At 42.3% G+C, this 24232-nt stretch carries 34 protein-coding genes; 13 read left to right on the forward strand and 21 right to left on the reverse strand.

The window, feature by feature from the left end; all coding sequences use genetic code 11:
- Positions 1 to 32 precede the first annotated feature (32 nt).
- Positions 33 to 899, reverse strand: coding sequence for an adenosylcobinamide-phosphate synthase CbiB (gene cbiB / locus ARCPR_RS01510; RefSeq protein WP_012939708.1), 867 nt, complete (start codon positions 897 to 899; stop codon positions 33 to 35).
- A 40-nt stretch (positions 900 to 939) separates the two neighbouring features.
- Between cbiB and cobS the strand changes: the two genes are divergently transcribed.
- On the forward strand, positions 940 to 1647 hold the full coding sequence (cobS, locus tag ARCPR_RS01515) for an adenosylcobinamide-GDP ribazoletransferase (RefSeq protein ID WP_012939709.1): 708 nt from the start codon (positions 940 to 942) through the stop codon (positions 1645 to 1647).
- Here the strand turns inward: cobS and ARCPR_RS01520 are convergent.
- Positions 1640 to 1885 carry a MarR family transcriptional regulator gene (locus ARCPR_RS01520; RefSeq protein ID WP_012939710.1) on the reverse strand — a complete coding sequence of 82 codons (246 nt, stop codon included), beginning with the start codon at positions 1883 to 1885 and terminating at the stop codon, positions 1640 to 1642. The two genes, cobS and ARCPR_RS01520, sit on opposite strands and share 8 nt — an antisense overlap.
- A 131-nt stretch (positions 1886 to 2016) precedes the next feature.
- On the opposite strand from ARCPR_RS01520, the gene ARCPR_RS01525 reads away from it, so the two are divergent.
- From ARCPR_RS01525 to ARCPR_RS09585, 3 genes are read left to right on the forward strand one after another with little or no spacing between them, the layout of a single operon-like run.
- Positions 2017 to 2271: a hypothetical protein gene (locus tag ARCPR_RS01525; protein WP_048084307.1), complete on the forward strand. Its 255-nt coding sequence runs from the start codon at positions 2017 to 2019 to the stop codon at positions 2269 to 2271.
- Between the two features lie 17 nt (positions 2272 to 2288).
- Positions 2289 to 2846: an NTP transferase domain-containing protein gene (locus ARCPR_RS01530; RefSeq protein WP_048084690.1), complete on the forward strand. Its 558-nt coding sequence runs from the start codon at positions 2289 to 2291 to the stop codon at positions 2844 to 2846.
- Complete coding sequence (locus tag ARCPR_RS09585; protein WP_012939712.1) at positions 2837 to 3154, forward strand: hypothetical protein; 318 nt, start codon at positions 2837 to 2839, stop codon at positions 3152 to 3154. The genes ARCPR_RS01530 and ARCPR_RS09585 overlap by 10 nt, the downstream gene beginning before the upstream one ends.
- Here the strand turns inward: ARCPR_RS09585 and ARCPR_RS01535 are convergent.
- The 7 genes from ARCPR_RS01535 to hypA are packed head-to-tail and all read right to left on the reverse strand — an operon-like array spanning position 3082 to position 7230.
- Positions 3082 to 3693, reverse strand: coding sequence for an adenosylcobinamide amidohydrolase (locus tag ARCPR_RS01535; protein WP_012939713.1), 612 nt, complete (start codon positions 3691 to 3693; stop codon positions 3082 to 3084). The two genes, ARCPR_RS09585 and ARCPR_RS01535, sit on opposite strands and share 73 nt — an antisense overlap.
- Positions 3683 to 4675 carry a nicotinate mononucleotide-dependent phosphoribosyltransferase CobT gene (cobT, locus tag ARCPR_RS01540; protein ID WP_012939714.1) on the reverse strand — a complete coding sequence of 331 codons (993 nt, stop codon included), beginning with the start codon at positions 4673 to 4675 and terminating at the stop codon, positions 3683 to 3685. The genes ARCPR_RS01535 and cobT overlap by 11 nt, the downstream gene beginning before the upstream one ends.
- A 54-nt stretch (positions 4676 to 4729) precedes the next feature.
- A complete protein-coding gene (locus ARCPR_RS01545; RefSeq protein ID WP_012939715.1) occupies positions 4730 to 4972 on the reverse strand; it encodes a DUF2240 family protein in 243 nt (80 codons plus the stop codon).
- A gap of 1 nt (position 4973) precedes the next feature.
- A complete protein-coding gene (gene hypD / locus ARCPR_RS01550) occupies positions 4974 to 6047 on the reverse strand; it encodes a hydrogenase formation protein HypD (protein WP_012939716.1) in 1074 nt (357 codons plus the stop codon).
- Positions 6048 to 6266, reverse strand: coding sequence for a HypC/HybG/HupF family hydrogenase formation chaperone (locus ARCPR_RS01555; protein WP_012939717.1), 219 nt, complete (start codon positions 6264 to 6266; stop codon positions 6048 to 6050).
- Complete coding sequence (gene hypB / locus ARCPR_RS01560; protein ID WP_012939718.1) at positions 6239 to 6901, reverse strand: hydrogenase nickel incorporation protein HypB; 663 nt, start codon at positions 6899 to 6901, stop codon at positions 6239 to 6241. Before hypB ends, ARCPR_RS01555 begins: the two co-directional genes overlap by 28 nt.
- Positions 6902 to 6903: 2 nt before the next feature.
- Entirely contained in the window at positions 6904 to 7230 is a 327-nt protein-coding gene (gene hypA, locus ARCPR_RS01565) for a hydrogenase maturation nickel metallochaperone HypA (protein WP_012939719.1), read from the reverse strand.
- A 78-nt stretch (positions 7231 to 7308) separates the two neighbouring features.
- On the opposite strand from hypA, the gene ARCPR_RS01570 reads away from it, so the two are divergent.
- The gene (locus ARCPR_RS01570; RefSeq protein ID WP_012939720.1) at positions 7309 to 8289 is read left to right on the forward strand and encodes a tetratricopeptide repeat protein; all 981 of its coding nucleotides are present in this window, start codon (positions 7309 to 7311) and stop codon (positions 8287 to 8289) included.
- A gap of 22 nt (positions 8290 to 8311) precedes the next feature.
- On the opposite strand, the gene ARCPR_RS01575 is transcribed toward ARCPR_RS01570, so the two are convergent.
- Genes ARCPR_RS01575 through ARCPR_RS01590 form a run of 5 tightly spaced genes read right to left on the reverse strand, consistent with a single transcriptional unit; the run spans position 8312 to position 11207 of the window.
- Complete coding sequence (locus tag ARCPR_RS01575) at positions 8312 to 8932, reverse strand: hypothetical protein (protein ID WP_012939721.1); 621 nt, start codon at positions 8930 to 8932, stop codon at positions 8312 to 8314.
- A 14-nt stretch (positions 8933 to 8946) separates the two neighbouring features.
- Entirely contained in the window at positions 8947 to 9813 is an 867-nt protein-coding gene (locus ARCPR_RS01580) for a KaiC domain-containing protein (RefSeq protein WP_012939722.1), read from the reverse strand.
- 37 nt (positions 9814 to 9850) lie between these two features.
- Positions 9851 to 10018 carry a hypothetical protein gene (locus ARCPR_RS09680; RefSeq protein WP_012939723.1) on the reverse strand — a complete coding sequence of 56 codons (168 nt, stop codon included), beginning with the start codon at positions 10016 to 10018 and terminating at the stop codon, positions 9851 to 9853.
- 4 nt (positions 10019 to 10022) lie between these two features.
- Positions 10023 to 10424, reverse strand: a complete 402-nt coding sequence (locus tag ARCPR_RS01585; protein ID WP_012939724.1) for a DUF61 family protein — start codon at positions 10422 to 10424, stop codon at positions 10023 to 10025.
- Positions 10425 to 10448: 24 nt separating this feature from the next.
- Positions 10449 to 11207, reverse strand: coding sequence for an SAM hydrolase/SAM-dependent halogenase family protein (locus tag ARCPR_RS01590; protein ID WP_012939725.1), 759 nt, complete (start codon positions 11205 to 11207; stop codon positions 10449 to 10451).
- 37 nt (positions 11208 to 11244) lie between these two features.
- Between ARCPR_RS01590 and ARCPR_RS01595 the strand changes: the two genes are divergently transcribed.
- Together ARCPR_RS01595 and ARCPR_RS01600 are read left to right on the forward strand one after the other, a co-directional pair.
- The gene (locus ARCPR_RS01595; RefSeq protein ID WP_012939726.1) at positions 11245 to 11985 is read left to right on the forward strand and encodes an RNA ligase partner protein; all 741 of its coding nucleotides are present in this window, start codon (positions 11245 to 11247) and stop codon (positions 11983 to 11985) included.
- A gap of 24 nt (positions 11986 to 12009) precedes the next feature.
- Positions 12010 to 13590, forward strand: coding sequence for a flippase-like domain-containing protein (locus ARCPR_RS01600; protein ID WP_012939727.1), 1581 nt, complete (start codon positions 12010 to 12012; stop codon positions 13588 to 13590).
- Here the strand turns inward: ARCPR_RS01600 and ARCPR_RS01605 are convergent.
- Both ARCPR_RS01605 and ARCPR_RS01610 read right to left on the reverse strand, forming a co-directional pair.
- Entirely contained in the window at positions 13587 to 14327 is a 741-nt protein-coding gene (locus ARCPR_RS01605) for a pyrroline-5-carboxylate reductase family protein (RefSeq protein WP_012939728.1), read from the reverse strand. The two genes, ARCPR_RS01600 and ARCPR_RS01605, sit on opposite strands and share 4 nt — an antisense overlap.
- Before the next feature lie 4 nt (positions 14328 to 14331).
- A complete protein-coding gene (locus ARCPR_RS01610) occupies positions 14332 to 15027 on the reverse strand; it encodes a uroporphyrinogen-III synthase (RefSeq protein ID WP_012939729.1) in 696 nt (231 codons plus the stop codon).
- 34 nt (positions 15028 to 15061) lie between these two features.
- Here ARCPR_RS01610 and ARCPR_RS01615 point away from each other — a divergent pair, with 34 nt between their 5' ends.
- From ARCPR_RS01615 to ARCPR_RS01635, 5 genes are read left to right on the forward strand one after another with little or no spacing between them, the layout of a single operon-like run.
- Complete coding sequence (locus tag ARCPR_RS01615; RefSeq protein ID WP_012939730.1) at positions 15062 to 15781, forward strand: MBL fold metallo-hydrolase; 720 nt, start codon at positions 15062 to 15064, stop codon at positions 15779 to 15781.
- A complete protein-coding gene (locus tag ARCPR_RS01620) occupies positions 15778 to 16926 on the forward strand; it encodes an ArsA family ATPase (protein WP_012939731.1) in 1149 nt (382 codons plus the stop codon). The genes ARCPR_RS01615 and ARCPR_RS01620 overlap by 4 nt, the downstream gene beginning before the upstream one ends.
- A 35-nt stretch (positions 16927 to 16961) precedes the next feature.
- Positions 16962 to 18098: a radical SAM protein gene (locus ARCPR_RS01625; RefSeq protein ID WP_048084308.1), complete on the forward strand. Its 1137-nt coding sequence runs from the start codon at positions 16962 to 16964 to the stop codon at positions 18096 to 18098.
- A gap of 58 nt (positions 18099 to 18156) precedes the next feature.
- Positions 18157 to 19383, forward strand: a complete 1227-nt coding sequence (locus tag ARCPR_RS01630; RefSeq protein ID WP_012939733.1) for a translation initiation factor IF-2 subunit gamma — start codon at positions 18157 to 18159, stop codon at positions 19381 to 19383.
- Complete coding sequence (locus ARCPR_RS01635; RefSeq protein WP_012939734.1) at positions 19380 to 19769, forward strand: type II toxin-antitoxin system VapC family toxin; 390 nt, start codon at positions 19380 to 19382, stop codon at positions 19767 to 19769. The genes ARCPR_RS01630 and ARCPR_RS01635 overlap by 4 nt, the downstream gene beginning before the upstream one ends.
- Here the strand turns inward: ARCPR_RS01635 and ARCPR_RS01640 are convergent.
- Both ARCPR_RS01640 and ARCPR_RS01645 read right to left on the reverse strand, forming a co-directional pair.
- On the reverse strand, positions 19732 to 20265 hold the full coding sequence (locus ARCPR_RS01640; protein ID WP_012939735.1) for a DUF429 domain-containing protein: 534 nt from the start codon (positions 20263 to 20265) through the stop codon (positions 19732 to 19734). The genes ARCPR_RS01635 and ARCPR_RS01640 overlap by 38 nt on opposite strands.
- On the reverse strand, positions 20262 to 20789 hold the full coding sequence (locus ARCPR_RS01645; protein ID WP_012939736.1) for a TIGR00295 family protein: 528 nt from the start codon (positions 20787 to 20789) through the stop codon (positions 20262 to 20264). Before ARCPR_RS01645 ends, ARCPR_RS01640 begins: the two co-directional genes overlap by 4 nt.
- A gap of 77 nt (positions 20790 to 20866) precedes the next feature.
- Between ARCPR_RS01645 and yciH the strand changes: the two genes are divergently transcribed.
- Complete coding sequence (gene yciH / locus ARCPR_RS01650) at positions 20867 to 21172, forward strand: stress response translation initiation inhibitor YciH (protein WP_012939737.1); 306 nt, start codon at positions 20867 to 20869, stop codon at positions 21170 to 21172.
- 1 nt (position 21173) lies between these two features.
- On the opposite strand, the gene truA is transcribed toward yciH, so the two are convergent.
- The 3 genes from truA to ARCPR_RS01665 are packed head-to-tail and all read right to left on the reverse strand — an operon-like array spanning position 21174 to position 24215.
- Complete coding sequence (truA, locus tag ARCPR_RS01655; protein WP_012939738.1) at positions 21174 to 21962, reverse strand: tRNA pseudouridine(38-40) synthase TruA; 789 nt, start codon at positions 21960 to 21962, stop codon at positions 21174 to 21176.
- Positions 21959 to 22348: an arsenate-mycothiol transferase ArsC gene (locus tag ARCPR_RS01660; RefSeq protein ID WP_012939739.1), complete on the reverse strand. Its 390-nt coding sequence runs from the start codon at positions 22346 to 22348 to the stop codon at positions 21959 to 21961. The genes truA and ARCPR_RS01660 overlap by 4 nt, the downstream gene beginning before the upstream one ends.
- A complete protein-coding gene (locus tag ARCPR_RS01665) occupies positions 22326 to 24215 on the reverse strand; it encodes a GNAT family N-acetyltransferase (protein WP_012939740.1) in 1890 nt (629 codons plus the stop codon). The genes ARCPR_RS01660 and ARCPR_RS01665 overlap by 23 nt, the downstream gene beginning before the upstream one ends.
- Positions 24216 to 24232: the final 17 nt, after the last annotated feature.

A 24232-nucleotide genomic window follows, 5' to 3' on the forward strand; every position in this document is an offset into this window, starting at 1 on the left:
ACTCTAGATCAGATTTATTTGACTTTCGGTGATCAAGCATGATTAACTAAGATAAACTCTAACATAAAAACGAGCGAGAGGAAAATTGCAACAATTAAACAGTAGACTTTTAAAGCCTTTTTAACATCTTCAAGCCTCGGATTTCGACCTTCAAACCTGTAAACTCCCTCCTTTTCAATCCAAACACTCAAGACGGCACTCATGCAGGCTATAGGCTTATCGCTGTTTATCTTGAACTTGGCAAGCCTGCAGTACTGCCAGACCCTCTTGGGTTTGAGCGGTAAGAATAATAAAACGGTGATTCTGGCTGGAATGAAATTTAAGATGTCGTCGAGTCTTGCCGAGAACTTTCCGAAGTACTCGTATTTTTCGTTTCTATAGCCGATCATAGCATCCAACGTGTTTATAGCCCTGTAAATCAAAGCACCGCTCAGTCCAAATAGCATGTAGTAAAAGATTGGAGATATTACGCTATCAACTATGTTCTCCGCCAAGCTTTCGATGGATGCGGAGATTAAATGGTGTCTGTCGAGCTTTGAAACGTCTCTACTGACTATCAGACTAACCGCTCTACGCATTTCTTCCACATCTTCACAAATAGTAGCCTTAACGTGCTGATAGAGGCTTTTTATTGCAAATGAGGATTTCAGCAGGTAAACCTCAGCTATGAGGTTGAAGGGAAAGGGCAGAAATCTCGGTATGAAGGAGAGGACTAATGCAAAGAATAAAACGACAGTTGTGCAGACTATCCCAGCTAAGAAGTCCGTTAGGGGATTTCGTCTTTTGTAAGCTCTGTCGATCTTGGCTGTAATCTTCCCGAACCACACGACTGGATGCACTCTGTTCGGGGGTTCTCCGAACAACAAATCGAAAGCTATCGCAAGTACCAGCTCAATCATACTTGATCACGGTTAAAGTTAAATTGATATCAAAGCATGGATGTTCATGGATTTAATCTCTTTCTTCACAAGAATACCAGCTGAGGGAAAGCTCGAAAGAGTTGCAAAACAGCTTTGGGCTTTACCTCTTTTGGCCTTGCTCACTTCAGCTCTGCCGATGGCTTTGCTGTTGCTGAAAATACCGATAAGGGAAATTCTTGCTTTGATAGCCTTGTACGCTACGATAGGTTTAATCCATTTAGACGGCTTAGCGGATTTCAGCGATGGGTTGATGGCTAAGGGAGATGTTAAGGTGAAGTTTAGGGCTATGAAGGATGTGAACGTTGGAATTGCGGGTATCTTTGCGGTAATTGTTGTCATCTTGTTGCAGGTCGGAGCATTACGATTTGCCCCCTTTTATGCCATATTTTTGGCTGAGTTGAACTCCAAGTTCTCGATACTCTTATCCTTATCTGTAAAAAAGCCCTTAGGTGAAGGTTTGGCGAAGTTCTTCATGGATAGATTAGATAGAAGGCAGTTCTTTGTTGGTTTTGGAATTTACATTGCCTTGATAGTGGCAGTAGCTTTTTACGACAGAATTGCTTTGATCTCAGCTCTATCTCTAATCGTAGGTCTGCTCACGATAAAGATTGCTTTGGATAACTTCAAAGGCTTGAACGGTGATTGTGTAGGTGCAGTTGCGGAGATAACGAGAACATCAAGCTTAGTGCTGTGTGCTATTTTGGATAATCCATCGATGATCATTTAACGTCTTTAGGTAGTAGATCCTTCCAATCAACTGGGTAAACCTTCTTCTTAATTCTGTTGTTCTCTACAGTTATCTCCGTTTTAACTAAACCCATATTTTCGAGTTTTTTTACAATTGCATGAACCTTACCAGTGCTCCAGTTAAGTCTCTTTGCAATCTCGTATATGCTCAATCCCCTGTGTTTATTCACAAATTCATATAAATAATCTTCAGCATAAATACCCTTAAGCTTGAGCATTTTTATCACCTCTTTAGCAATGTTATCTTTACTTCATCCTATTTAATTTTTTCGATTTTTAGAATGTTATTTTGTATGAATTAACAGCATATGGGCAAAAAATTTAAAAATTAAGACTTTTGGAATATTCTATGGACTTAACAGAACTCGATAAAGCTATTATTTATACGATTTATCGAAGAGGTAACAGAAGTAAGAAAGCTCATTTTCCAATTGAAGCAATCCGTCGTGGGTTTCCAACCCATCTTCACGGCTTAATAAAACGACGTGTAAAATATCTTGTTTCTAAAGGTTTTCTCTACGTAAAACCTCATCCAAGTGGTCATAGTTACGGTCTAACTGATCTTGGATGGAAAACCGCTATGAAGTTGGAAGAAGAGCTATAAAAAACATAATTGGAGATATGTTAATCGTAGTAATGGCTGGTGGAAAGAGTTCGAGGATGGGATTCGAAAAGCCCTTAGCTTTAGTTAGGGGTAAGCCCATGCTTCTGTGGGTCTATGATAGAGCGGTTAAAGCTGGAGATGCTGTTGTTGCTGTCAGTAGGAACACTCCGAGAACAGCCGAATTTTGTAAGGAGCGAGGAATCGAAACGATAGAAACGTCTGGTAAAGGCTATGTTGAGGATATTCGTTTTATTCTAAAGGAATTCGGTGAGTTTGTGAGTGTAGCTTGCGACATTCCATTCGTAAGGGCTGAAGACATAAGAGAAATTGTTGAAAATTTCGAAGGGATGAGCTTAACAGGTGTTTTGAGTCCGAAAATCGTTCCAGACTTCATCGATCTCAAAAAATTGCCTATCTATGAGGGATGGGTTATCGTTGGACTTAATGCGGTTGGCTGGGAGGGTGAGATGTTTTTAGAGTTGAAAAACCCGCTCTTAGCTCTAAACGTGAACACACCCGAAGATTTGGCTTTAGCCAATACAATCGCGAATAAGTTAGATACTTCTTGGGCTTAAGTTGTTTAAGTGAAAAGGAGTTAGAGTTCGTCTGTGAGTTCTGCGGTAAGGATATAGAAGACGGTTTGAGATTTTACAATTCTAACGTAGTCAAGATTTTACCAAACGAGGTTGTTAAGAGACTTGAAGTCGTGAAAAAATTCGATTTCGAGATTGATGATACCCATAAAGAGGTTACCGATGATATAATACATTCATTAGACAGGCTCGATGAAGAGAAAATAGTCAGGGTTCATCAGAAGGTTTTTAGGCTGAACCACCTTCTCACACCCTCCTCTAAAGCAGTTCTCACCGCTCTACCAATGTAAAAACCGAGTTTAGTGGCAGTCCCAGCCCATTCCTCCTCACCTTCAAATCCGAACACTGCAATGCAATCACTCGTAGTCCCAGTTGCGTTTACGAGCTTTAATAGTGTGTAAGTCTTTGCCTCTATCGCTGTCATTACTGCGTTCACTAAACAACCGATAGTAACTCCCCTGTCTATCAAAATCACCATGTTCACCGTCCCCCAGCCGTTCTCGTTGCTTTCTCCAACGATTGCCTTGTTTTTGAGTCCAACCGTTACAAAAACCTCGACATCTCCGATCTTTGTATGTGTAAGCGTTTTCTTGATGAGAGTTGCGGTCATGAACCCTACGAAATCTTTCAACCCGTATTCATCCTCAAATCTCCTGCAATCCGTTTTGTAATCTCCGCTGTAGTTCTCATCGACTTGCATGAAGAAAAAGCCGTTTGCTTTGCATAGCCCAGAGTTGTGGGGAGCGTTGCTGAGGCAGACCATAGGCTCGTTCAGTTTAAAGATGAAGTGATCGTCAGTAAAGTAACCTTCGCCAAGCTTAGATTTCATTTGAAATCAGCTTGGCGTAGAGTTCTTCAACCTTCTTGAATACGTCTTTACAGCTAAAACCCTTTTTCTCAGCCAAGTAAACGGCTCCACCAGCACCAACACCCTCTTTGACGAACCCTCTCTCGTAATCCCTCAATCCATTAAACTTACTCTGAGAGAAGTCCAAATTTGCCACGTAATAGTCGATACCGATCTCTTCAGCAGTCCTTTCAAAAGTGGCAGTTCTATCTTCAACTACCCAGCGCGTTGTCGCTATTTTGAACCTTCTCAAATCTTCACCCAATGCCTTCAGGATTGCAGAAACGGCTAACATCTGAGTTCCACCAGCTAAAACAACTTTTCCTCTAAAGCCTATTGAAATTCCCAAAGTACAAGCCAACATCGGATCACCGAACTCTTTTAATGCCTGAATTGGTTTGTCGGCAAGCTCGCCAAATTTCGCATTGGCTCTCTTGAATCCCTCTTCAATCACATCTTTCTTGAGCTCCTGCGGATTGTTCGGAGATGCTGAAGACGTTTTGGCTTTGTATCCTAAGGCCCAGAGAACTGCCTGTGCTGTAGTCGTTCCAGCTGGTGTTGATTCCCCTATCACAACCTCATTCACAACCTTCGAAAGCTCGCAACCTATGAGTTTGCCCTTCTCAACGATCTCATCAACGTTAGGTAAGGCTTGAGTCTTTCTAAAATCCCTACCGACATCATCGCTGACGTGAATGTGTGGAATTTGAGGAGCTAAAAATGTTCCAGCCCTCACAACTGTTATAGGAAATCCAGCGAGTTCGTAGCAAGCTTTCGTGATTATAGCTGGTGTGGGATGTCCTTGAGGGGTAACTGGGATTGCATCGATGATCTTAGGTCTGTCGTAAAAGATGTATTCCGCATCAGCTGGCGGTGTAAACTTCGTAAGCTCTGGATTGGCTCCAGCTATGCTGATACCCTTTATCAACGAAAGCTCCGTGTTTCCCAACACTAAAAGCATCATACCAATGAATAAGATATAATCAACTTAACTTTATCGAGTGTAAAGTTTTTATGATCAACCCAAAACCTTTTTCTCAACATCATCGATCAAATCTGAAATATCTACTCCCTTTTCTCTTGCAACTATCAGAGCTACAACTTCGACAGCCAGCAAATTTAGTTCCTCGTGCTTTTTGTTTATTTCAGCTAAGACCTCCTTTGCATTTTTCCCAGTCTTTTCGGTGATTCTGCTTATTATTCTGTCAAGAACGTTCTCTTCACTCCCTCCTATATATTCCAAATCGAATGAAATGTCCAATTCAACCCCTCCAATATCTGGCCCAGATGTTGCAAGTACCCTCAAAACTGACCATGCAAGCTCCTATTGGATTTTTCGGTGTGCAAGCTTTCATGAACAGTGAGCAATCCAAAGGAGTTGCAACCCCTCTCAGGACATCACCGCACCTGCAGAGCCTCTTCTTCTTATCTTCTCTCGGTTCGAAGTCTTTAAAGGCATCTTCGAAGACTTTTAAAGCATCGAAATCTTCGTACCTCTTCTTTAGAGGTGCTCCCGAATTCCTTACAACCCCTAGCCCCCTCCATTCCCAATCATCCCTGTCGAAGACTTCATTCATGACTTTCTGAGCTTTCACATTTCCCTCATATCTTACTGCTCTTGTATACTCATTAAGTAGGCAGTTCTCACCGTTTTTTATCGCTTTAACGAGCATGCAGAGAGCTAAAAGAACGTCCTCGGGCTCGAATCCCGCTATGACCTGTGGAACTTTTATGTGCTCATAAGCTTTAACACCTACGATTGTCGAAACGTGTCCTGGACAGATGAAACCGTCTATTCTAACATCATCGAATGACAGAAGGTGTTCCATGGCTGGGATAAAGAATCTGTGAGCTGAGAGAACGTAAAAGTTCTCAACTCCATCCAAAACAGCTACGGCAGTCGATGGCATCGTCGTTTCAAAGCCGATTGCGAAGAAAACTACTGGCTTGTCGGTTGTTTTTGCAATCTCCAAAGCGTCAAATACGCTGTAAACTATTCTTACATCGTAGCCTTTGGATTTGTAGTAAAAGAAAGATTTACCTTCGAAAGGAACTCTCGCCATATCTCCAAACGTTGTCAAAATCACGTTTTCTTTCTCGAGCAGGTGGAATGCCCTCTGTAGATCTGTATCTGGTGTAATGCAAACTGGACATCCCGGGCCGGGAACAACTTTAAGATTCTCTGGGAGTAAGCTTCGAAGGTTGTATCTCGTTACAGTGTCTTCATGAGTTCCGCAGAGGTGCATTATCGTTATGGTTTCTTCCCCTTCCATCAGTCCCTTAAGCTCTTCTGCAAGCCCCTTTATCGCTCTCTTTCTATCTTTCAGCTTCAGCATTCATAACCCTCCGAAGACTTGCTCAAGTAATTCTGCCGTTTTCCTAGCCTCCTCCTCATCAACCTTCTGAATAGCAATGCCAACGTGAACCAGAACCCAGTCTCCAACCTTAAGATCGTCGATTAAGTCAATCCTAATCTTCCTCTTAGTTCCCTTGAAATCCACGACTGCAAATGGATAATCGATCTCAACTACCTTTCCCGGGATTGCAATACACATTTCAACCACTCCATCCACTCTTCAAAACCAATCCCCTTCTTTAAATCCATCTTTATGATCCTGGCTTTTGAATTCAAGCGTTTTGCATCTTCAACCATCTTGTCCACGTTAGCTTCAACAGCATCAGCCAAAGCGACCTTGTTAATGATTATTACATCGGCCAGTCTGAATATTTCAGGATGCTTTGCAACGACGTCATCTCCTTCGGTTACGCTGACCATTACAACCCTGTAATCCTCACCCAAATCGAAATCTACTGGACAGATCAAGTTTCCAACGTTCTCTATGAACAGGACATCGATTCCATCGAGATCAAACTTCTCTAAGGCGTGATGAACCAAATGAGCATCCAAGTGACATTCCTTACCGGTGTTGAGAGGCATAGCCTTAACTCCATGCCTTGCAACTCTCTCATAATCGTCCTTGGCAATAACGTCACCCAGTATTGCCCCTACCTTGTAATCTTTTAAAGCTTCAATCGTTTTCTCAATCAAAAGAGTCTTCCCAGAGCCTATCGCACCCATAACGTTTACGGTAACAACCCCCTTTTCCCTTAAAAGCCTTCTATTTGCCTCAGCTAACTTCTTGTTTTCTTCGAGCAAGTCTACCTCCGCATCTACCTCTATCTTATGCATGCCTACACCTCCATCTCAACCTTCTTAAGTATCATTTCCTTTCCGCCGTCAACACTTAAGATTCCACCACATTCGTCGCATATTCCGATATACTCCTCAAACTCCTTACCGCAACATGTGCATTTAATCTTAGCCTTAACAACTTCTACCTCCAGCTTGGCATTTTCAGCAATTGTACCTTTGGTTATTACATCGAAGCAGAACTTCAACTGCTCGGGATTGAGCATTAACAGATTTCCAATGACTATGTGAACAGCATTGATTTTTTTAGCATTATTTTGCTCAGCAACTTTCATAACCGTATCGAGTATAGCTTGGGCAAAGCTCATCTCGTGCACTACGAATGATTTAGGCAAGTCGTAAAAACGTTTGTGGTAAAGTTTATTTATAAAAGTCGTACTTGTAACATGGACAGGTTGACCGCACTGATAGTGGCTTTCGTAATCGGTGTTTTGGCCGTCTGCGGTGCAATCGTTTACTACTTTGGCTGGCTGTTCCTGATAAGACTAATCTTGGGATTGGCTTTCCTCTGTGCAACGATAGTCTTTGCTGTCCTCTTTGGAATACTCGTTTACGCAAGGTCCAAGTATTCTCTTCTGTCTCTCTTAGGATTTCTAAGCTCAGCCTACGCACTGTACCAGTGCTACACTTGGAGTAAGCCTATGCACATCGTTTACATAATCGTAGCTTACGCTGTAGCTTTAGCTTTTGGGCTTTGGTACATAAGCGAGCCAGATTTGAGCATTGTTGAGAGGCTTAGGAGTGCAAAAGCTCTGGAAAAATCTGGAAATTACAGGGCTGCAGCAAGGAAATACGAGAAAAGAGAGGATTATGTAAAAGCCGCAGAATGCTATCTAAAAGCTGGGTTGCTTGAAAGTGCTGCGTGGTGCTACGAGAGGGCAGAGATGTATGAGAAGTCTGCTGAGATCTACGAAAGGTTAGCGAAAGAAAAGAGAGATAGCTTTTACTGGAAGGAAGCTTATGAGTTCTACAAGAAGGCTGGTAACCTCAGGAAGGCCGGAGAGTGCTTGGAGAAGTACGCTGAGGAAGAGCCCTGGTATTGGGAAGACGTTGCAAAGCTCTGGGAGGAAGTAGGTGATAAAGATAGAGCTGTGAAGGCTTGGAAGAAGGCTCTTGATTATTACATCAAGGAAGCGGAGGAAGAGGGAGTATTTTGGGAAGATGTCGCAAAGATCTATGAGAAGCTGGGTGAAACTGAGAAGGCCAGAGAAGCTTGGATGAAGTTTGCCGAATACTGTGAAAGAGAGGCTAAGAACGATCCTAGTTGGTGGAAGCACGTAGCAGAAGCTTACGAGAAGTTAGGTTTGAAAGATAAGGCTGAAGATGCTAAGAGGAAATACGAGGAGTGGAAGAAACAAAGAGACTGATTTTTTTCATTTTATAAAAAATTTAGGAAGATTGCTCAGCCAAATGAGTCTTAATCCGGTGCAACAACTCCGCAGGAGTCTTTATCGGGTATTCGAGCTTTTCCAGTATTTCTTCGATCTTTTTGCCCTTTATGACCATTCCCTTAAGCCTCTCCATCAACTGCTCCTTGCTCACTGGGAAGTCCAAGCCCCTTATTTTAGCCAAGACGTGAACAGCCCAATCTACGTCCAAAACTTCCATCTCTTCCTTCTTAAGCTCTATCTCTTCGGTATCGAGTCTACCCTCTTCCTTTAGCTTCTTGTAGGCCAACTTCGCAATACCGCCAGCTATGTGTTCCTTCGGTCTCTCCTCAAGTTCACCTTCAATGTACTTCTTGACTTCCTCTTCATCCGCTGTAGCTATGTTTCTGACTGTCTGTTCAGTAATACCGAGAATCTTTGCTATCTCACCGTATGTTTTCATTGCCTCGTTCTTTAGAACGATAACGTAAGCTGCTTCCGCCAAGCTCGGTAGCCACGTAAGGTTTCTGTACTCAACCAATTTCTTCAAACCTCCCAACATTCTTATTGCTTCCCAAAATACTTTTTCCGCCATCTTGTCGATATCTCCTCCCTTCGGCTTGGTAATTACCTCAAACCCCATGTTACATCACCTCCTTACTCCTCTTCTTCAATTCTATCTCTCCTCTTAATAAACTCGCTGAGAGGACAGATTATGTTGATTGTTCCCAACTCTGTGATCTCAAATACCCATGTACGGGAATCATGACCGCAAAGCCTGCAACCGTCTATTCTAATCGTCCTCAGCACGCTACCGATTGGTAGACCGTAGAGATTCACATCCCACCTCGTCTCTATGAGCTTCTTGTCCAGAACGATGGTACCATCGACTATATGAGCAACAGCCAAACCTCCCGCAGCTTCAGCACTTTCGCTAGCTTGAGCGGATCTCTTCTGAGAAACGAGTATTGCAGTTTGCTTGAATCTCTTGAGGAAGTTGAAGAACTGTCTAACTATCTGTCTCGCCATTACTTCCTTGTGCTCGTATAAGCCAGTTATACTGTCTATGATCGTGTTTGTGACTTTCTTCTCCTTTATCGCATAGGCCATAGTATCTATCAAAGCCTTTGGGTTCTCTCTAAGCTCGTCACTTTCAGATGCATCGATTACCACAATGTTTTCCTCGACCTTACTGAAATCTGCTCCCAAAGCTTGAGCCTTGTTCTTTAGAGCTGTATAGAGAAAGTGAGCTGGACTCTCGACAGTAACGTAGAGAACTCTGTAACCTAAATTAGCCTGAGTAACCGCAAACTGTTCAGCCAAAACACTCTTACCAGTGTCGGGTATACCGGTGACGTTTAGTACAGCTAGATATGGAATTCCACCTAATGGCTTCTTGACGTATTTATCCCCCTCTAACTCCACTTTGTAGAACATTTCATCTAACTTCGTCCCAGTTGGTATCCCGAACAACTTTGGAGCCTTAGCCTCGAGTTCCTTAAGCTCGTAGTAGTACTTCGCCATATAATATATTAGTATGAACTAAAATATAAATCTTTGGTTAGTCCTTAAAAATCAGTCCCTGTTTCTTCATCAACCTCCTACTACCACAGAATGGACAGTACAGGTTTGGGATATGCAGAACTCCAGAGTATCCCGTCGTTCTCTTAACGATTATATCAAATTCACTACCACACCTCGCACAGTGTAAGTTTCTCAACTCTATCATTATATCACCTAAAGGCTACCTGAGTTGCAGTTCTTAAAACTCTTCTAATACTCGCCATCTCGTGCATGTGCAGAACTAGGCTGTCTTCAACAAACCTGTCGTAGCCGAAAGCTCTCTTTATGAACTCGGCGTGTAGCTTGTCTCTAACATATATCAGGTATGTGTTTCCGACAGTATGCATCTCGAGTACTATCGGTATCCTAAACTTCTTTATCTCATCTTCATCCAAATACTTCGCTATGAATTCCAACTCTTTTCTCTCAATCAGATACTCGTTTCCATCTCTTGCGACTATTGTAGGATACTTCTCCTTGAGCATTTCATCTAAAGTTCTGCTTCTTCTGGGAAGGTGAGAGTTCACGGCTTCGATCATCTTTGCGAGTACGACTTCTGTGATATTGTCCATGCAGTAATTCCCACTCAAAGATATTTAAAGTTGTTCAAGCTCAACAAAATCGTTAGATTTTACCCCAAACTCCTCTGCAAAACTCCCTTCTCTTATACTCAACTCCAAAGTCCCGAAGCTGCCTATTAAGGCTAGAGGCTCACCTTTTTTAACGTCTTCGTAGCATCTAACGATGGGAATCTTAACTCCCTCAAAAACGACGTATCTACCTTTTACATACTCAGCTTTAAGGTTTGTAACGGCATTTCCAAACCTGTCAATGAAAACTATCCTGCACCTGATGAGATTCCCTTCTACAACGTAATCGAAAAGCTCAAGCTTTGCAATATCACCTTCGTAGGGTTCTGCAACCTCCTTCAGCAATCCTATTGATGCATACGCCCCGGCTGGAGCAAAGACATCCCTACCGTGGAATGTGCTTGAGAGGACTCCAGTAACTTCAGATGTTTTATTCTCGTTTATAACCCATATTCTTTCGATACCATCTTCTCTTGCAGAAGGATAAGCTATACCGTTGTCTGGTGCGATGAAAATATGATTTCTGCACTCGAATGCCAAAGCCTTCCTTTCGCTTCCAACACCCGGATCAACTACTGCAATGTGCACAGCGTTTGGAAAGAACTTGTAGGCGTTGTAGAGTAAGAATGCACCTTGAAATACATTCTGAGGCTCGACAGAATGAGATATGTCCACTACAATCGCTTTGGGATTGATCTTTAGAATAACGCCCTTCATTACTCCCGGATAAAAATCTCCGAAGTCGGTAAGCAGTGTGATGATCATAGGGGATAGGTTAAAATATTACTAAATAACTCTTTGTGTGAGACAGCGTTTCGTACTTGACACAACAGCGATAACGGATGCTAGTCTAAGGGCTAAGGAGAAGTGCGAAAGCCTTTGTGAATGCGCTCACAAGATATTGGGTCTCATAGCTTTAGCGAGACTGAAGCTGAACATAAGCTGTTACATACTCTATCCGACAGTATATGCTGAAATTGTTAGCTTTCTGAAGCGTTACAAGTGTGATCCCGACGTGTTCGTCAAGCTTGACACTTGGCTCGTTAAAAAGTCACCGAACCGTTACGAAGTTATGATTCCCGCAATAATATTTTATGAATATGTCTCCACTGTTAGGGGTAGGATAAACAAGGGCAGGAAGATTGCTGAGGAATTCATATGGGAAAGCTCTGCTGTTACCTTAAAAGCTCTAATGGAGGAAAAGAGTAAGGAAGATATAGAGAAGGAAGTAGGTGCTCTTATAGGGAAGTTTAGAGATAAGTACAAGACTGCTATGAGACAGGGAATACTTGACAGCCCTCCCGATCTTGACGTTCTCTTACTGGCCAAAGAGCTCTCTGCAGGAGTCGTTAGCAGTGACGTTGGTATAAGAAAGTGGAGTGAAAGGCTCGGATTGAGGTTTATAGAGGCATCGAAGTTCCCAAGGATGATAAAAGAATACCTTAGAATGATGGGCTACGATGTAGAGGTTGTTGATGAAGGGGAAGTTGAGATTCCAGAAGTTGAGGAGTTTGAGGAAGAGGAGGAAGAGGAAACAATTTAAGTAGGGTCTTAAGATTGCCGTAAAATGAAGGTAAGTATAATACTTCCAGCATACAACGAGGCTGAAAGGCTTGAGAATGCCGTTAAGACCGTTAAAGAGTATTTGGAGAGATTAGGATACGATTATGAGATAATAATCGCTGAAGACGGATCGACCGATGGAACCGACAAGATTGCAAGAAAACTAGCTGAAAAAGATGAGAGAATAGTTCATCTGCATAGCGATGAAAGGCTGGGTAGAGGAAAGGCTTTAACGAATGCAATAAAACAAGCTAAAGGTGAAGTAGTAGCCTATCTCGATGTTGACCTTTCCACAGACATGGAGCACTTTAAAGAGCTCATAGAGGCAATATTAAACGGATATGACATTGCTACCGGATCTAGACTCATGAAGGAGAGTAGAGCAGAGAGACCATTCAAGAGGGATATCGCTTCAAGGGTCTACAACTTCCTTGTTAGATTCATGCTGGGTTCCAAGCTGAGAGATCACCAATGCGGTTTTAAAGCGTTTAAGAAGTCTTCTATACTTCCTTTGCTTGAAAAGGTTAAGGACAACCATTGGTTCTGGGATACAGAGTTGCTAGTTCTTGCTCAGAGGGAAGGCTTGAAGATAAAAGAAATTCCAGTTAGATGGAGGCAAGGCAGGGATACCAAAGTCAGGTTCAAGAGGGATGTAGTTTATATGTTCTCTCAAATACTGAGAATGTGGATAGAAAGCAGGAGATCAAAAAAATTTCTCGCAGCTTCAGTTTTTGTATCTGTATCGATAATCGTAGCCTTAGCATATTTTTCTGGATTTAGCCTTAAAAACTTGCTCAGTCTGAATCCCTTTTTTCTGGGAGTTGCGGGCCTTATATATTTGTTAACCTTCCTCGTAAGGGGTTACAGGTTCGAGTACATTCTGAAGAAGGTAGGTTTCGAAGTTCCTACTCTATTCTCAAGTGAGGGTGTGGCAATAAGCCAGATGGTAAATGTAGTTACGCCAGCGAGAATAGGTGATGTCGTAAGAGCTTATGTCTTCAAGCTCAAAGAAGTTCCCATCTCAAGCTGTATAAGCGCTCTAGCAGTTGAGAGAATATTTGATTTATTTGCAGTCGTTATTCTTTCTCTAATCTCAGCCGTGCTTTTGGGTAGTTTTGCTTACATGAGAGAAATTGTTTATGCAAGTGTCATTGGAATTACGATTGTTCTAGCTGTCTTACTGTTTTCGAAGATGGAGAACATCATAGGTAAGATGTCCAAAGAGGTCAAGGTAGCTTTGCACAGCGGTTTCCCCGTTTTGATGACTTTATCCATTTTAAACTGGTTGATGGATGTTGCAACATGTTACGTCATAGGATTGCCCTTCAATGCGAACTTGTTCTCTGTAATGCTTGCAGTCGCAGTAGCCAACGTAGTTAAGGCTATTCCCATAACACCGGGAGGGATAGGGACGTATGAGGCTGTTGTGACTGGTATACTTACGGCATTTGGATTGAGCTCATCAGATGCCTTTACAATAGCTCTGGTTGATCATACCCTAAAGAATCTCATAACCGTTGCACTTGGATATGTTTCGATAATTCACCTAAATGTGAAAATAAGGAAAATAAGAGAGATTGCTTAAAGAGATTCAAACCTCTTGGCACAAGCCTGAATAGCGTCGATTATTCCAAACTCGACTCCCCTTTCCATAAGCTTGCACAATCCCTCAATAGTCGTCCCGGCTGGTGTTACAATCTTCTCAACGATCTCGTGAGGCTCGTAAGACTTCAAAAGCTCGACACCGCCTTCAAAGACTTGCAATGCTATTCTCTTGGCAATTTCGGAGTCGTAACCCAACCTCAAGCCCGAATAAACGAATGCCTCGTAAATTTTAGGTATGAATGCCAGTGAACTTGCAAACGCTGTCAAATTATCAACATCCTTCTCCTCTCCTCTAAAAACATCTCCGAAACAGGAAAGAACTCTCTCAACGAGGTCGTTGTCTTCATCCACCAGCTTTGAGTAGTAAATTGAGAAACCCTTTCCGAATTCAGCTGAAAGCATTGTCATAGCCTTTACGGGTTTCTTTAAAACCATTTCAAGCTCTTTAAACGTCAAACCGGCTACGAAACTCACAGTTATCTTATCTTTAGGTATTTCGCTCAGAACTTCTTTGACGTGATCTTTTTTGACTGTTAACAGTGCAATGTCAGAATCTTGCACGGCCTTAGCGTTATCGCTCGTAATCTCGCATCCCAACTCCCTCAGGAAATCTATCTTTTCAGGGTTTCTCCTTGTAACAACGACATCGTACTTTTTAACGAGAGCCTTAGCCAATGCGCTACCCAGATTACCGCCACCTATAACAGCAATCTTCATGCAACTACGACTTTTGTTCTGTTTTTATACTTTTCAAGAGCTTCAAAATGCTGTCAAACGTCCACTCCTCCGGCATTAAAGCTTCAATTCCGTATTTGCTAAGTTCCTCTCTTGTTGGAGGGCCTATGGCTATTACAATTTTATCCTTGAGCCTCTCGACGATGTCGATGCCGAGATGATCTGCAAGACCAAAGAAGCTTTTAACGGTCATCCTACTCGAAAAAACTATCACATCGAAGTCTAAATCATTCAAAAATTTCTTCTGCTTTTCACCCCACTCAAACTCTATGTCGTAGAGGATTACTTCATCAACATTTGGTAGGTTTAGCAGAATTGGATCTCCTCTATTGCTTCTAAGAATTGCTACTCTCTTGCCTTTAAGTTCGTCCTTGAACTCCTCGTACAGTGTTGTAGAATCAAATCTCGTAGGAATCTTTGCATGTATTCCAGCCTTTCTTAACTCCTCAGCGGTCTTCTTACCTATAGCAATGACATTTTCGTGCTTAATTCCCTTCTCAACGACAATTCTTGCAGCAGTTCTGCTCGTCACTATCAAAACGTCATAATTTCTCGGATCGAATTCGAAATTTCTCGGAACGATCTTTATAAACGGTATCGAAATTACATCAAAACCCTGCTTCTTAAACATATCAACAGTTTCACTTGCGACATGCTCAGGTCTAAGTATCGCGACCTTCATGAAAACACTTAACTCCCTTGTTAAACATTATGCCATGCTCGTGAAGTTTGTCGGTGTTGGAACAGCTGTTAAAGGAATCCAGAGTTGCATCGTTTTGGAAGGAGAGAATACTAAAATTGCAGTTGACATCGGTGCTGGGAGCATTGCAAGGCTAGATTTTGATTTGGATGCAGTTCTGATAACTCACAATCACTCCGACCACAACTCCGACCTGATACCACTTCTAAAGGCCAGATGGCTCTTAGGCTACGAAAAGCTGGATATCTATGGTGTGAGAGGGACGAAAGCTTTTCTTGAGTCCGCTCTGGAAAGCTACGCCTACTTGAGGAGAAAGTTAAAATTTGATGTTCACGAGACTAGGTCATTCAAAGTTGGAGAGTTTGATGTTAAGGCTATTCCAACAAAGCACTCCATTGAAAGCCAAGCTTACGTTGTAAGCGATGGAAACGTTACAATAGTTGTTAGTGGAGACACTTATCCGATCGAAGATGTTTTGAGTGTAGAGTGCGATTTGCTAATCCACGAGATGTCTCTACCATTCGGATACGAGACAAATGACCATACAACCCCCGAAAGCTTTGCAGACCTCTTGGATGTCTGTAAAGCTAAGAAAATAGTGTTCGTTCACATGTATCCCATGGCTTTGGAAGTCAAGGATGAGATACTTAAATACTTGAGAAGACGTAAAGATTTGAGTTACTACATCGCGAGAGAGGGGGAGGTAATAAATACCGCATACCAACTGAAAGCATGAGGATAATTCTGTTTACCGGAAAGGGAGGAGTCGGAAAAACAACAATAGCTTCCGCAACTGCCTTGAAAACAGCTAAGCTAGGCTATAGAACGCTGATAATATCAACAGATCCCGCTCACAGCTTATCCGATGCCTTTCAGAAGGAACTCAATCCGTATCCAACGGAGGTAACTGAAAACCTCTATGCGATGGAGGTAAACGTCGAATACGAGCTTGAGCGACATTGGAACGTCATAAAAGAATATTTGACAATATTCTTTAAGTCACAGGGAATAGAGGATGTTGTCGCTGAAGAACTTGCAATATTTCCGGGCTTTGACGAACTTGCAAGCCTTCTTCACCTACTAGAACATTACGAGAAGAGAGATTTCGACGTTATAATACTTGACTGTGCTCCAACTGGAGAAACGCTGAGGCTTTTGAGCGTTCCTGAAGTTGCGAGATGGTACATGAACAGATTCTTCGGAATAGAGAAGAAAATCTTGAAGCTTGTTAAACCTATAGCCGAACCCATAATAAATGTGCCTTTACCCTCCGAGGAAGTCCTAAATAAAATTCAGGAGCTTTACGTTAAGATTGGGAAGCTGAAAGAAATTCTTGAAAGTGACATAACTACTGTTAGGATCGTAATGAATCCTGAAAAGATGGTGATAAGAGAATCTGAAAGAGCATTCACGTACTTGAATTTGTTCGGTTACAGAGTTGACTGTGTTATTGTAAACAAGGTCTTTCCAGAGAGCGTCGGAGAATACTTCTCGAAATGGATAGAAATTCAGAGAAGCTATTTGAATGAGATTGCGGAAAGGTTTCCCATACCAATATTTAAAGTTCAATTTAAAGACAAGGAGGTAGTCGGTAAAGAGCTTGAAAGCTTGGCTGAAGAAATATACGGTGAAAGAGATCCTACAGAAGTTTTCCACTATCACAAACCGATGGAAATCAAAAAGGAAGGCAATTATTTTGTTCTTTCAATAAATGTCCCCTTCATTGAAAAGAAAGACTTGAAACTTCTGAAGAGAGGAGAAGAGCTCATAGTAATTGCAAAGAACTGGAAGAGAATAGTATTTCTACCTCAATCCCTAGCCTTGAAGGATGTAATTAAAGCAGAGTTTAAAGATCAAAGATTGAACGTTTATTTCGCTTGAGAAAAACAATTATTAACCTGTGTGGAACTCGATGCGTGATAAGTCTGAGCAAAATGGTTAAGGGAAAGGCGACAGTTTCAAGGGAAATTACCTATGATAGAAGTGATGAGCATATCCCAAGGCGGCTTAGAGAGTTAAAGGAGAGCTTTAGACCAGTCGTAGTTTGGAACTTGACTGCAAAATGCAATTTGAAGTGTGTTCACTGCTATGCCCATGCCAATCAAAGGGAAGAGCTAGATACGGAAACAGCTGTAAGAGTCGTTAAAGAGTTAAACGAATTGGCTGTACTTGTACTCTTCAGCGGTGGTGAGCCTTTGCTCAGAAAAGATCTGTTTGAGATAGCTAGGTACTGTAAGGTTATAAAAGCTCTTTCGACGAATGGAACTCTCATAGATAATAATACTGCAGAAATGCTGAAAAATGCCGGTTTTAGCTATGTCGGTATAAGCTTGGATGGATTGAAGGACGTTCACGACAGGTTTAGGGGCGTTGACGGTGCTTTTGAAAGAGCTGTTGAAGGTTTAAAGAGTGTAAAATCCGCTGGAATTTTGAGTGGTGTGAGGTTTACTCTTACAAAGTTCAACAGTGAAGAGGTTGAGGGCGTTTTGGATCTTTGCGAGGATTTAGGAGTTGAAAGGTTCTGCATGTATCATCTCGTTCCGTCTGGTAGAGCGGATTTCAGCATAGATGTGCCAAACGATGTGAGAAGAAATGTGATTGACTACCTTTTTGAGAGAGCGTTTGAATTTGATGGTGAAATTTTAACTGTGGATAATCCCTGTGACGGAGTTTACTTCTGCTTGAAGCTTAGGGAGATCGATGAAGATTTGGCTTTCAAAGCTTACGAGTTCTTGAAGTACAGGGGTGGAGATAGAAGCGGTAGAAATCTTGTAAACATCGATCCATTTGGTGAAGTTCATCCAAACCAGTTCTGGTGGGATTATAGCTGTGGAAATGTGAAGGAGAGGAATTTCAAGGATATTTGGTTCAACGATCCCCTACTAAATGAACTTAGAGGTAAGTGGATATTGAAAGGAAGGTGCGGAAGATGTGCCTATAAGAGCGTCTGTGGAGGATTCAGGTTGAGGGCTATGAGGGCTGGAGATCTATGGGGTGAAGATCCAAGCTGTTATCTCAAGGATGATGAGATAGCGAAAAATGTTTTTGAGTGATTTATAAAGTGTTTTGAAAAATAACAGTCTTTAAATATCTCCTCCCGATTTGGATTTCATGGAGGAGGAAGTTCCACTACCTGAAGTGAACATCGGAATGGTCGGTCACGTTGATCACGGTAAGACCACTTTGGTTTATGCTTTAACTGGTGTTTGGGCTGACAGACACAGTGAGGAGTTGAAAAGGGGAATTACAATAAGGTTAGGTTACGCAGATGCTACCTTTAGAAAGTGTCCGATGTGTAACGAACCAGAAGCTTACACAACCGAGAGAATTTGCCCGATTCACGGTGTAAAAACCGAGATTTTGAGAACTGTCTCGTTTGTAGATGCTCCCGGACATGAAATGTTAATGGCTACGATGCTGAGCGGTGCTGCACTGATGGATGGAGCAGTTCTCGTCATTGCAGCCAACGAGAAATGTCCTCGTCCGCAAACCAAGGAACATCTAATGGCTTTGGAAATAATAGGAGTTGATAAAATAGTTATAGCCCAAAATAAGATTGATACGGTTAGCAAAGAGAGGGTTTTAGAGAATTACAGAGAAATCAAGGAGTTTGTAAAAGGTACGATTGCAGAAAACGCTCCTATAATACCCATATCCGCACAGCAGAGAATAAACATTGATGCACTCATTCAGGCAATCGAGGAAACAATTCCAACCCCTGAGAGGGATTTGGATTCTCCACCTCTTATGCACATTGCAAGAAGCTTCGACGTAAACAAACCGGGGACTAAGCCAGAAGACTTAGTAGGTGGTGTGGTAGGAGGATCTTTGGCGAGAGGAAGACTCAGAGTTGGAGATGAAATTGAAATTAGACCGGGTATAAAGGATGATAGGGGCAACTGGCAACCCCTCAGAACTGAGGTTGTGAGCATAATGGCCTCTGGAAGGTATGTTGAAGAGGCAACACCCGGAGGATTGATAGGAGTCGCTACGAAGCTCGATCCATTCCTTACAAAGAGTGACAAACTCGTAGGTAATGTTCTCGGATACCCAGAACACCTGCCAGATGTGTTAAGTGAGCTTACAATGGAGGTAAAGTTGCTTGAAAGGGTTGTAGGTCTTGAAGAGGATGTTGAGGTTGAAAAGATAAAGATGAATGAGGTGCTTATGCTTGTTGTTGGGACAGCTGTTACGGTGGCAACTGTAACGTCTGCAAGGGACGATATTGTTGAGGTTAAGCTTAAGAGACCTGTTTGTGCTGAGAAAGGTGACAGGGTTGCAATAAGTAGGAGAGTTGGTGGAAGGTGGAGGCTTATCGGAGCAGGAACGATAGTATGAGATGTGCAGTGATAGATACGAACGTGCTAATGTACTCCTATCTCGAAAGAGTTGACATTTTTTCTCAACTTAGGGAGATGGGTTTTAAGAAGTTCTACGTTCCATCCAAGGTTGTAGAGGAACTGGAGAGATTGAAGATTTCTTTAACTGGGAAGGAGAGACAAGCTTCTAAGTTCGCTCTGAGCTTGATAGAGAGGTACTGTGAGGTTGTAGATATTGAGGCAAGCGGAACGGATTTGGCTTTGATAGAGCTTGCGAGGTCAAAAAACTGCGTCTTAATAACAAACGACAAGAAGCTAAAGAAGATGGCAAAAGATTTGGGTATTCCTATCGGGTATCTAAGGGAACTTAAGAGGATTGAGATAGAAGACTTCTATGAGGAATGAGAATGCACCCGTCTCTTCCGCAAATAACTTCCCCCTTACCTTCTAGGAACATCTTAACGGTTAAAGCTGATAAGATTGCGTCTATCTCGTTGTGATCGTCAGTTGGCGGAAAATCAATGTAATTTTTGAGAGCTTCCAAAATTTTAAATCTACCTTCCTTTCTCTTTTTACTCCATTTCATCCCGAGGATCCAGCGAGTTGCGTAAGGGTAAACTTCAAAGACTTCAACATTTTTCTTTCTCAGCTCTTCAGCAATTCTAACTCCTATTTCGTGAATTCTTTTGAGAAAAATCGGTGGAATTATCCTTACCCCTATCTTGTGTAGCTCCCTTTCACACTCTCTGAAGAACCCTCTCTCGGGCATTGTCAGGGGTGCATCAATCCCAGCAAATTTGATCGGAAAATCTAATCTGAGTTCACCTAGGTAAACGACTTTGTTCTCCCTTATTACGGCCATGTGGCATCTTTTTAAGCCTACGTCTATTCCAGCAATCACAGTTTCAACTCCTCTTTAAGCTTCAAAGCCCTTTCTATCGTTCTCTCTGTGAACCAAGCAGTCTCAGGATACTTCTTTTTAAGTTCTTCCAATCTCTTCATAAACTCATCAAACGTAACCTCTCTGTCACCCTTAACGAGGTTGTCTGCCATGCATACTATCTTTTCCTCTATCGTTTCAGGCATGAAATCTCTTTCAACATTTATTCCCAAATTCTTAGCTTCTTCTTTGGTTATTCCGCATAAGAAGTGTCTTTCGGCAATTCTAACAACTTTTTCATCAAACCCCTCCTTTCGCAATATTTCACCTGTGTAAACGAAGTGTTCTATTCCATGAGTTATCGCTCTCCCGATGTCGTGCAAGAGAGCTCCGAGTTTTAAAGCTTCAAAATCTATATCGTATTTGTCTTTCAATTTGTTTGCGATTTTTAGAGCAACTTCTGCAACCTTTAAGCAATGCCTCCTAACGTTTTCGGGTAAGCTGTACTTATCCCAAATCTTGAGCACAATATCTGGAACATCCATGCCAGTCGAAACCACCGAAAACTTAAAATTGTTGTTGCATGAGGATGTATAAAAGGTAGAGGGGGTATAGGCGGAAAATGAGCGACATATGTCCGATTTGTGGTTTGCCAAAGGATCTCTGCGTGTGTGAAGAGGTAGCGAAGGAGCAGCAACAGATCGTGATAAAAGTAGTCAAAAGAAGGTACGGGAAGGAAGTGACGGTAATAGAGGGGATAGACGGATCACAGATAAATCTTGAAGAACTGGCTAAATTCCTGAAAACAAAGTTAGCTTGTGGCGGAACTGTGAAAAACGGAGTCATAGAGCTTCAAGGAAACCATGTAGCAAGGGTTAAGGAGTTGCTGATAAAGAAGGGATTCAATCCAGATCAGATAAAAGCCTAGTCTACTCCTGAAACTGCGAAAAGAGCTTGTATATCGTTCCGTGAAACTCCACAATTTCTTTCACCCTATACATTAAAGTTTTCCAAGCGTATTCATCTACTTCGAATTCAATACCCTCGTATTCAACGTCCTTTAAGATCAAACCGTAAGCTGGTGCGGGCTCAATCCTTTCTCTATGCCTTTCTGGATTAAGCATGTCCTCAAACCATTCCACACTTCTATGACCACTTCCAACCTCTCTTAAGGCTGAAACTATGCATCTGACCATATTCCACGTGAAGGCGTTGCCGACTATTTCGAGCACGACAAACCCATCGTCTAATCTGAGCTCAACGTTGTATATCGTTCTTATGCATCTCCTACGCTCTCCAAACTTCTTCGTAAAGTTCGAGAAATCGTGAGTGCCTAAGAGAAGTTTGCTGGCTTTTCTCATAGCCGATATGTCATAACCCTCAGCGGGCATTACATACACGTAGGTTCTACTCTTAGCGTGTCTCGGATTGAATTTCTCATCTACCTCGGTCCAAGCCCAGAAGGTTACATCTTCCGGAAGATGTGCGTTGAACATTCTTGGAAATATCGGTTTTTCGACGTTGATAGCTATCACCTGACCGAATGCGTGGACTCCAGCATCAGTTCTTCCAGCACACCTGAATTTCGCTTTTTTGGGATCTATTCCGAGAGCTCTGAACGCTTTAAACAATTCTCCTGCAACTGTTCTGACGTTTGGTTGGTACTGAAAGCCGTGGAAGTTTGTTCCTACGTATGCTAACTTGTATGCAATTCTCATGGACTGATCACACTCGAACCAAGGCTATTTAAAAGTTCCTTAACCCTTCGATATATTTCATCTCTGACAGCCCTGTAAAATTCCAAGTCCTTACCCATTGGATCCTCTACGTTCCAGTAGATCGTCTTCTCTTTTGGAAAATCTCCTTCACACATCGCAACGATTATATCAGCTTCTTCGATCATCTCCCTTGTAAGGGCTTTGGGCTTTCCGTTCCACTCAATTCCTATCTCCTTCAAAACTGCCTTGGCCTTACTTGAAACTCTCTCAGCTGGTTTTAATCCGGCACTGAAAGCCTTGAAATTGCCCTTTGCTAAGTAATTGAATATGGCTTCAGCCATCTGAGAACGTGAGGCGTTACCTCTACAGACGAACAGAACGATCATAGCTCTCGACCTTTGTGATTCCGTATCCGACATATATCACCTTATCAACGCCCATGGCTTCTATAACTTCCTTTCTATGCGTTACAATTACAGCGGTTATTCCAGCACTTCTTACAAGCTCCCCAAACTTCTTGGCAACTCTCATGGCCGTTAGAGTGTCCAAGTGAGATGCAAACTCATCGATTAAAATTAGACTGGGCTTCTCAGCTAAGAGAGATGCAAGTTTGGCTCTTTCCTTCTGACCGGTTGAAAGCTCTGAGAACTTTGCCCTATACAAAACCGCATCAGACAGTCCAGACTTGTTCAGTATTTCGACTGCCAGCTGAAGATCACCGCATTTTCTGTAGATATGCTCTATTATGCTCTCATCTCCAAATTCGGGCTCTATCTCTTGGGGGATTAAAGCCGAAACCTTGCATTTCTCTACTTCTATTTCACCGGATGTTGGCTTATCTTTACCTGTTATTGCGCCGTAAATCAGTCTCAGAAGTGTTGTTTTTCCAGCACCGCTCGCACCGATAACTGCAACAACTTCTCCCGGCTTAATTTCAAAGTTTGCATTTCTTATAACGCATCTCTGAATAACCCTCGACTTTACTCCAAATGCGGAAAGCAGGAACCTTATCTCCTCGCTGACGTTCCTTATATCGAGTTTGCTTTCGAAAACTTTAGAAACGTTTTTGAAAATTATAGGCTTCCTAAGTCCTTCAACTCTTCCGTATTTGGAAACGCAGAGTCTTCCGCCGTGAATTCTTGCGAATTCGTCTGTGTTAAGGAATTTTTCCAGATAACTCTTCGCTTCATCCGTCAGAGGATAATACAAAACTGGCCTTCCAGAGGCAGAGTCCCAGACATACTTAAATCCGACCTTCTCAAAGAACGGATTGAATCTAGCCATTTGGGCTATGGTCTCAACCAAATGTTTCTTTTTTCTCATCTCTGGAATTCTCCTTTCGGCTATCCATTCAATTGCAAGCTTTACAGCTGTAACACCAATCCCGTCTGATCGGTAATCTGGATGCACAACGACTCTCGCAATTCTAGAGCAGGCTGTATTGCTAATATCCAAAGCTTTTAAAGTTGCAATCTCCCAGAGCTTGTGCCTAGCGACTCTCTTACTGTACATCTTCTTGAGTTCCCTGAACATCTTTCTCATCAAGAGCTCTGGGCTGTAAACTGGATGAAACCAGTCTCGGGGGAATACCTTTTCTCTTATATTTCTCTCTATTCTTCCATCCGGCAATCTACGATGCATGAGAGGTATTGGTGGATCTACACGAACGTAAGCCAAGAATTTTGGCTCATAAGCCTCTCTGTTCAAGAGTTCTAGTACTAGGAAGCGTGATGCAGGAGTAGAACCTTTTATTTCAGCAATAGTCATGTCTTCTCCGCATTTTGGACACTTCGGCTTTGTATTTGCCTCAACAATTTCACCGCACTTCTCACATCTCCATATTGCCACTTTCTCCTTCTCGGAAGCGTAGTGGAACTGCTCAAGCTCAGCGATAGCTTCAAAATCGGATTCGAAGACGGCTTCTCTTGCCCTTATCTTATATCTGTATATCTCTTCGCCAAAAGGATTGTATCTCGGCAACTCCACGTCTTTAACCCAGTAAGGCCAGACCTTAATCTTCTCTCCGTTGTAAAACTTGTAGAGTTCGTAATCTTCAAACAGGAAGGTGTTGACACCTCTTATGACCTTTGGCTTCGCTTTCGGAATCAATTCGATCTTTTCACCTACTTTTATCCACTTGGAAATTCCAGCGGAATAGAGAACAAACTGCTCACCATTGCATTCAACAGTTAAAGTCCCGAACCATCTGTGCTTGTACTTTGGAATCTCTCTATCGACGACTTTGCAGATCATCGCCTGTAAGTGGTCAA

This window comes from Archaeoglobus profundus DSM 5631 (assembly GCF_000025285.1).
In the GTDB taxonomy this organism is placed as follows: domain Archaea; phylum Halobacteriota; class Archaeoglobi; order Archaeoglobales; family Archaeoglobaceae; genus Archaeoglobus_B; species Archaeoglobus_B profundus.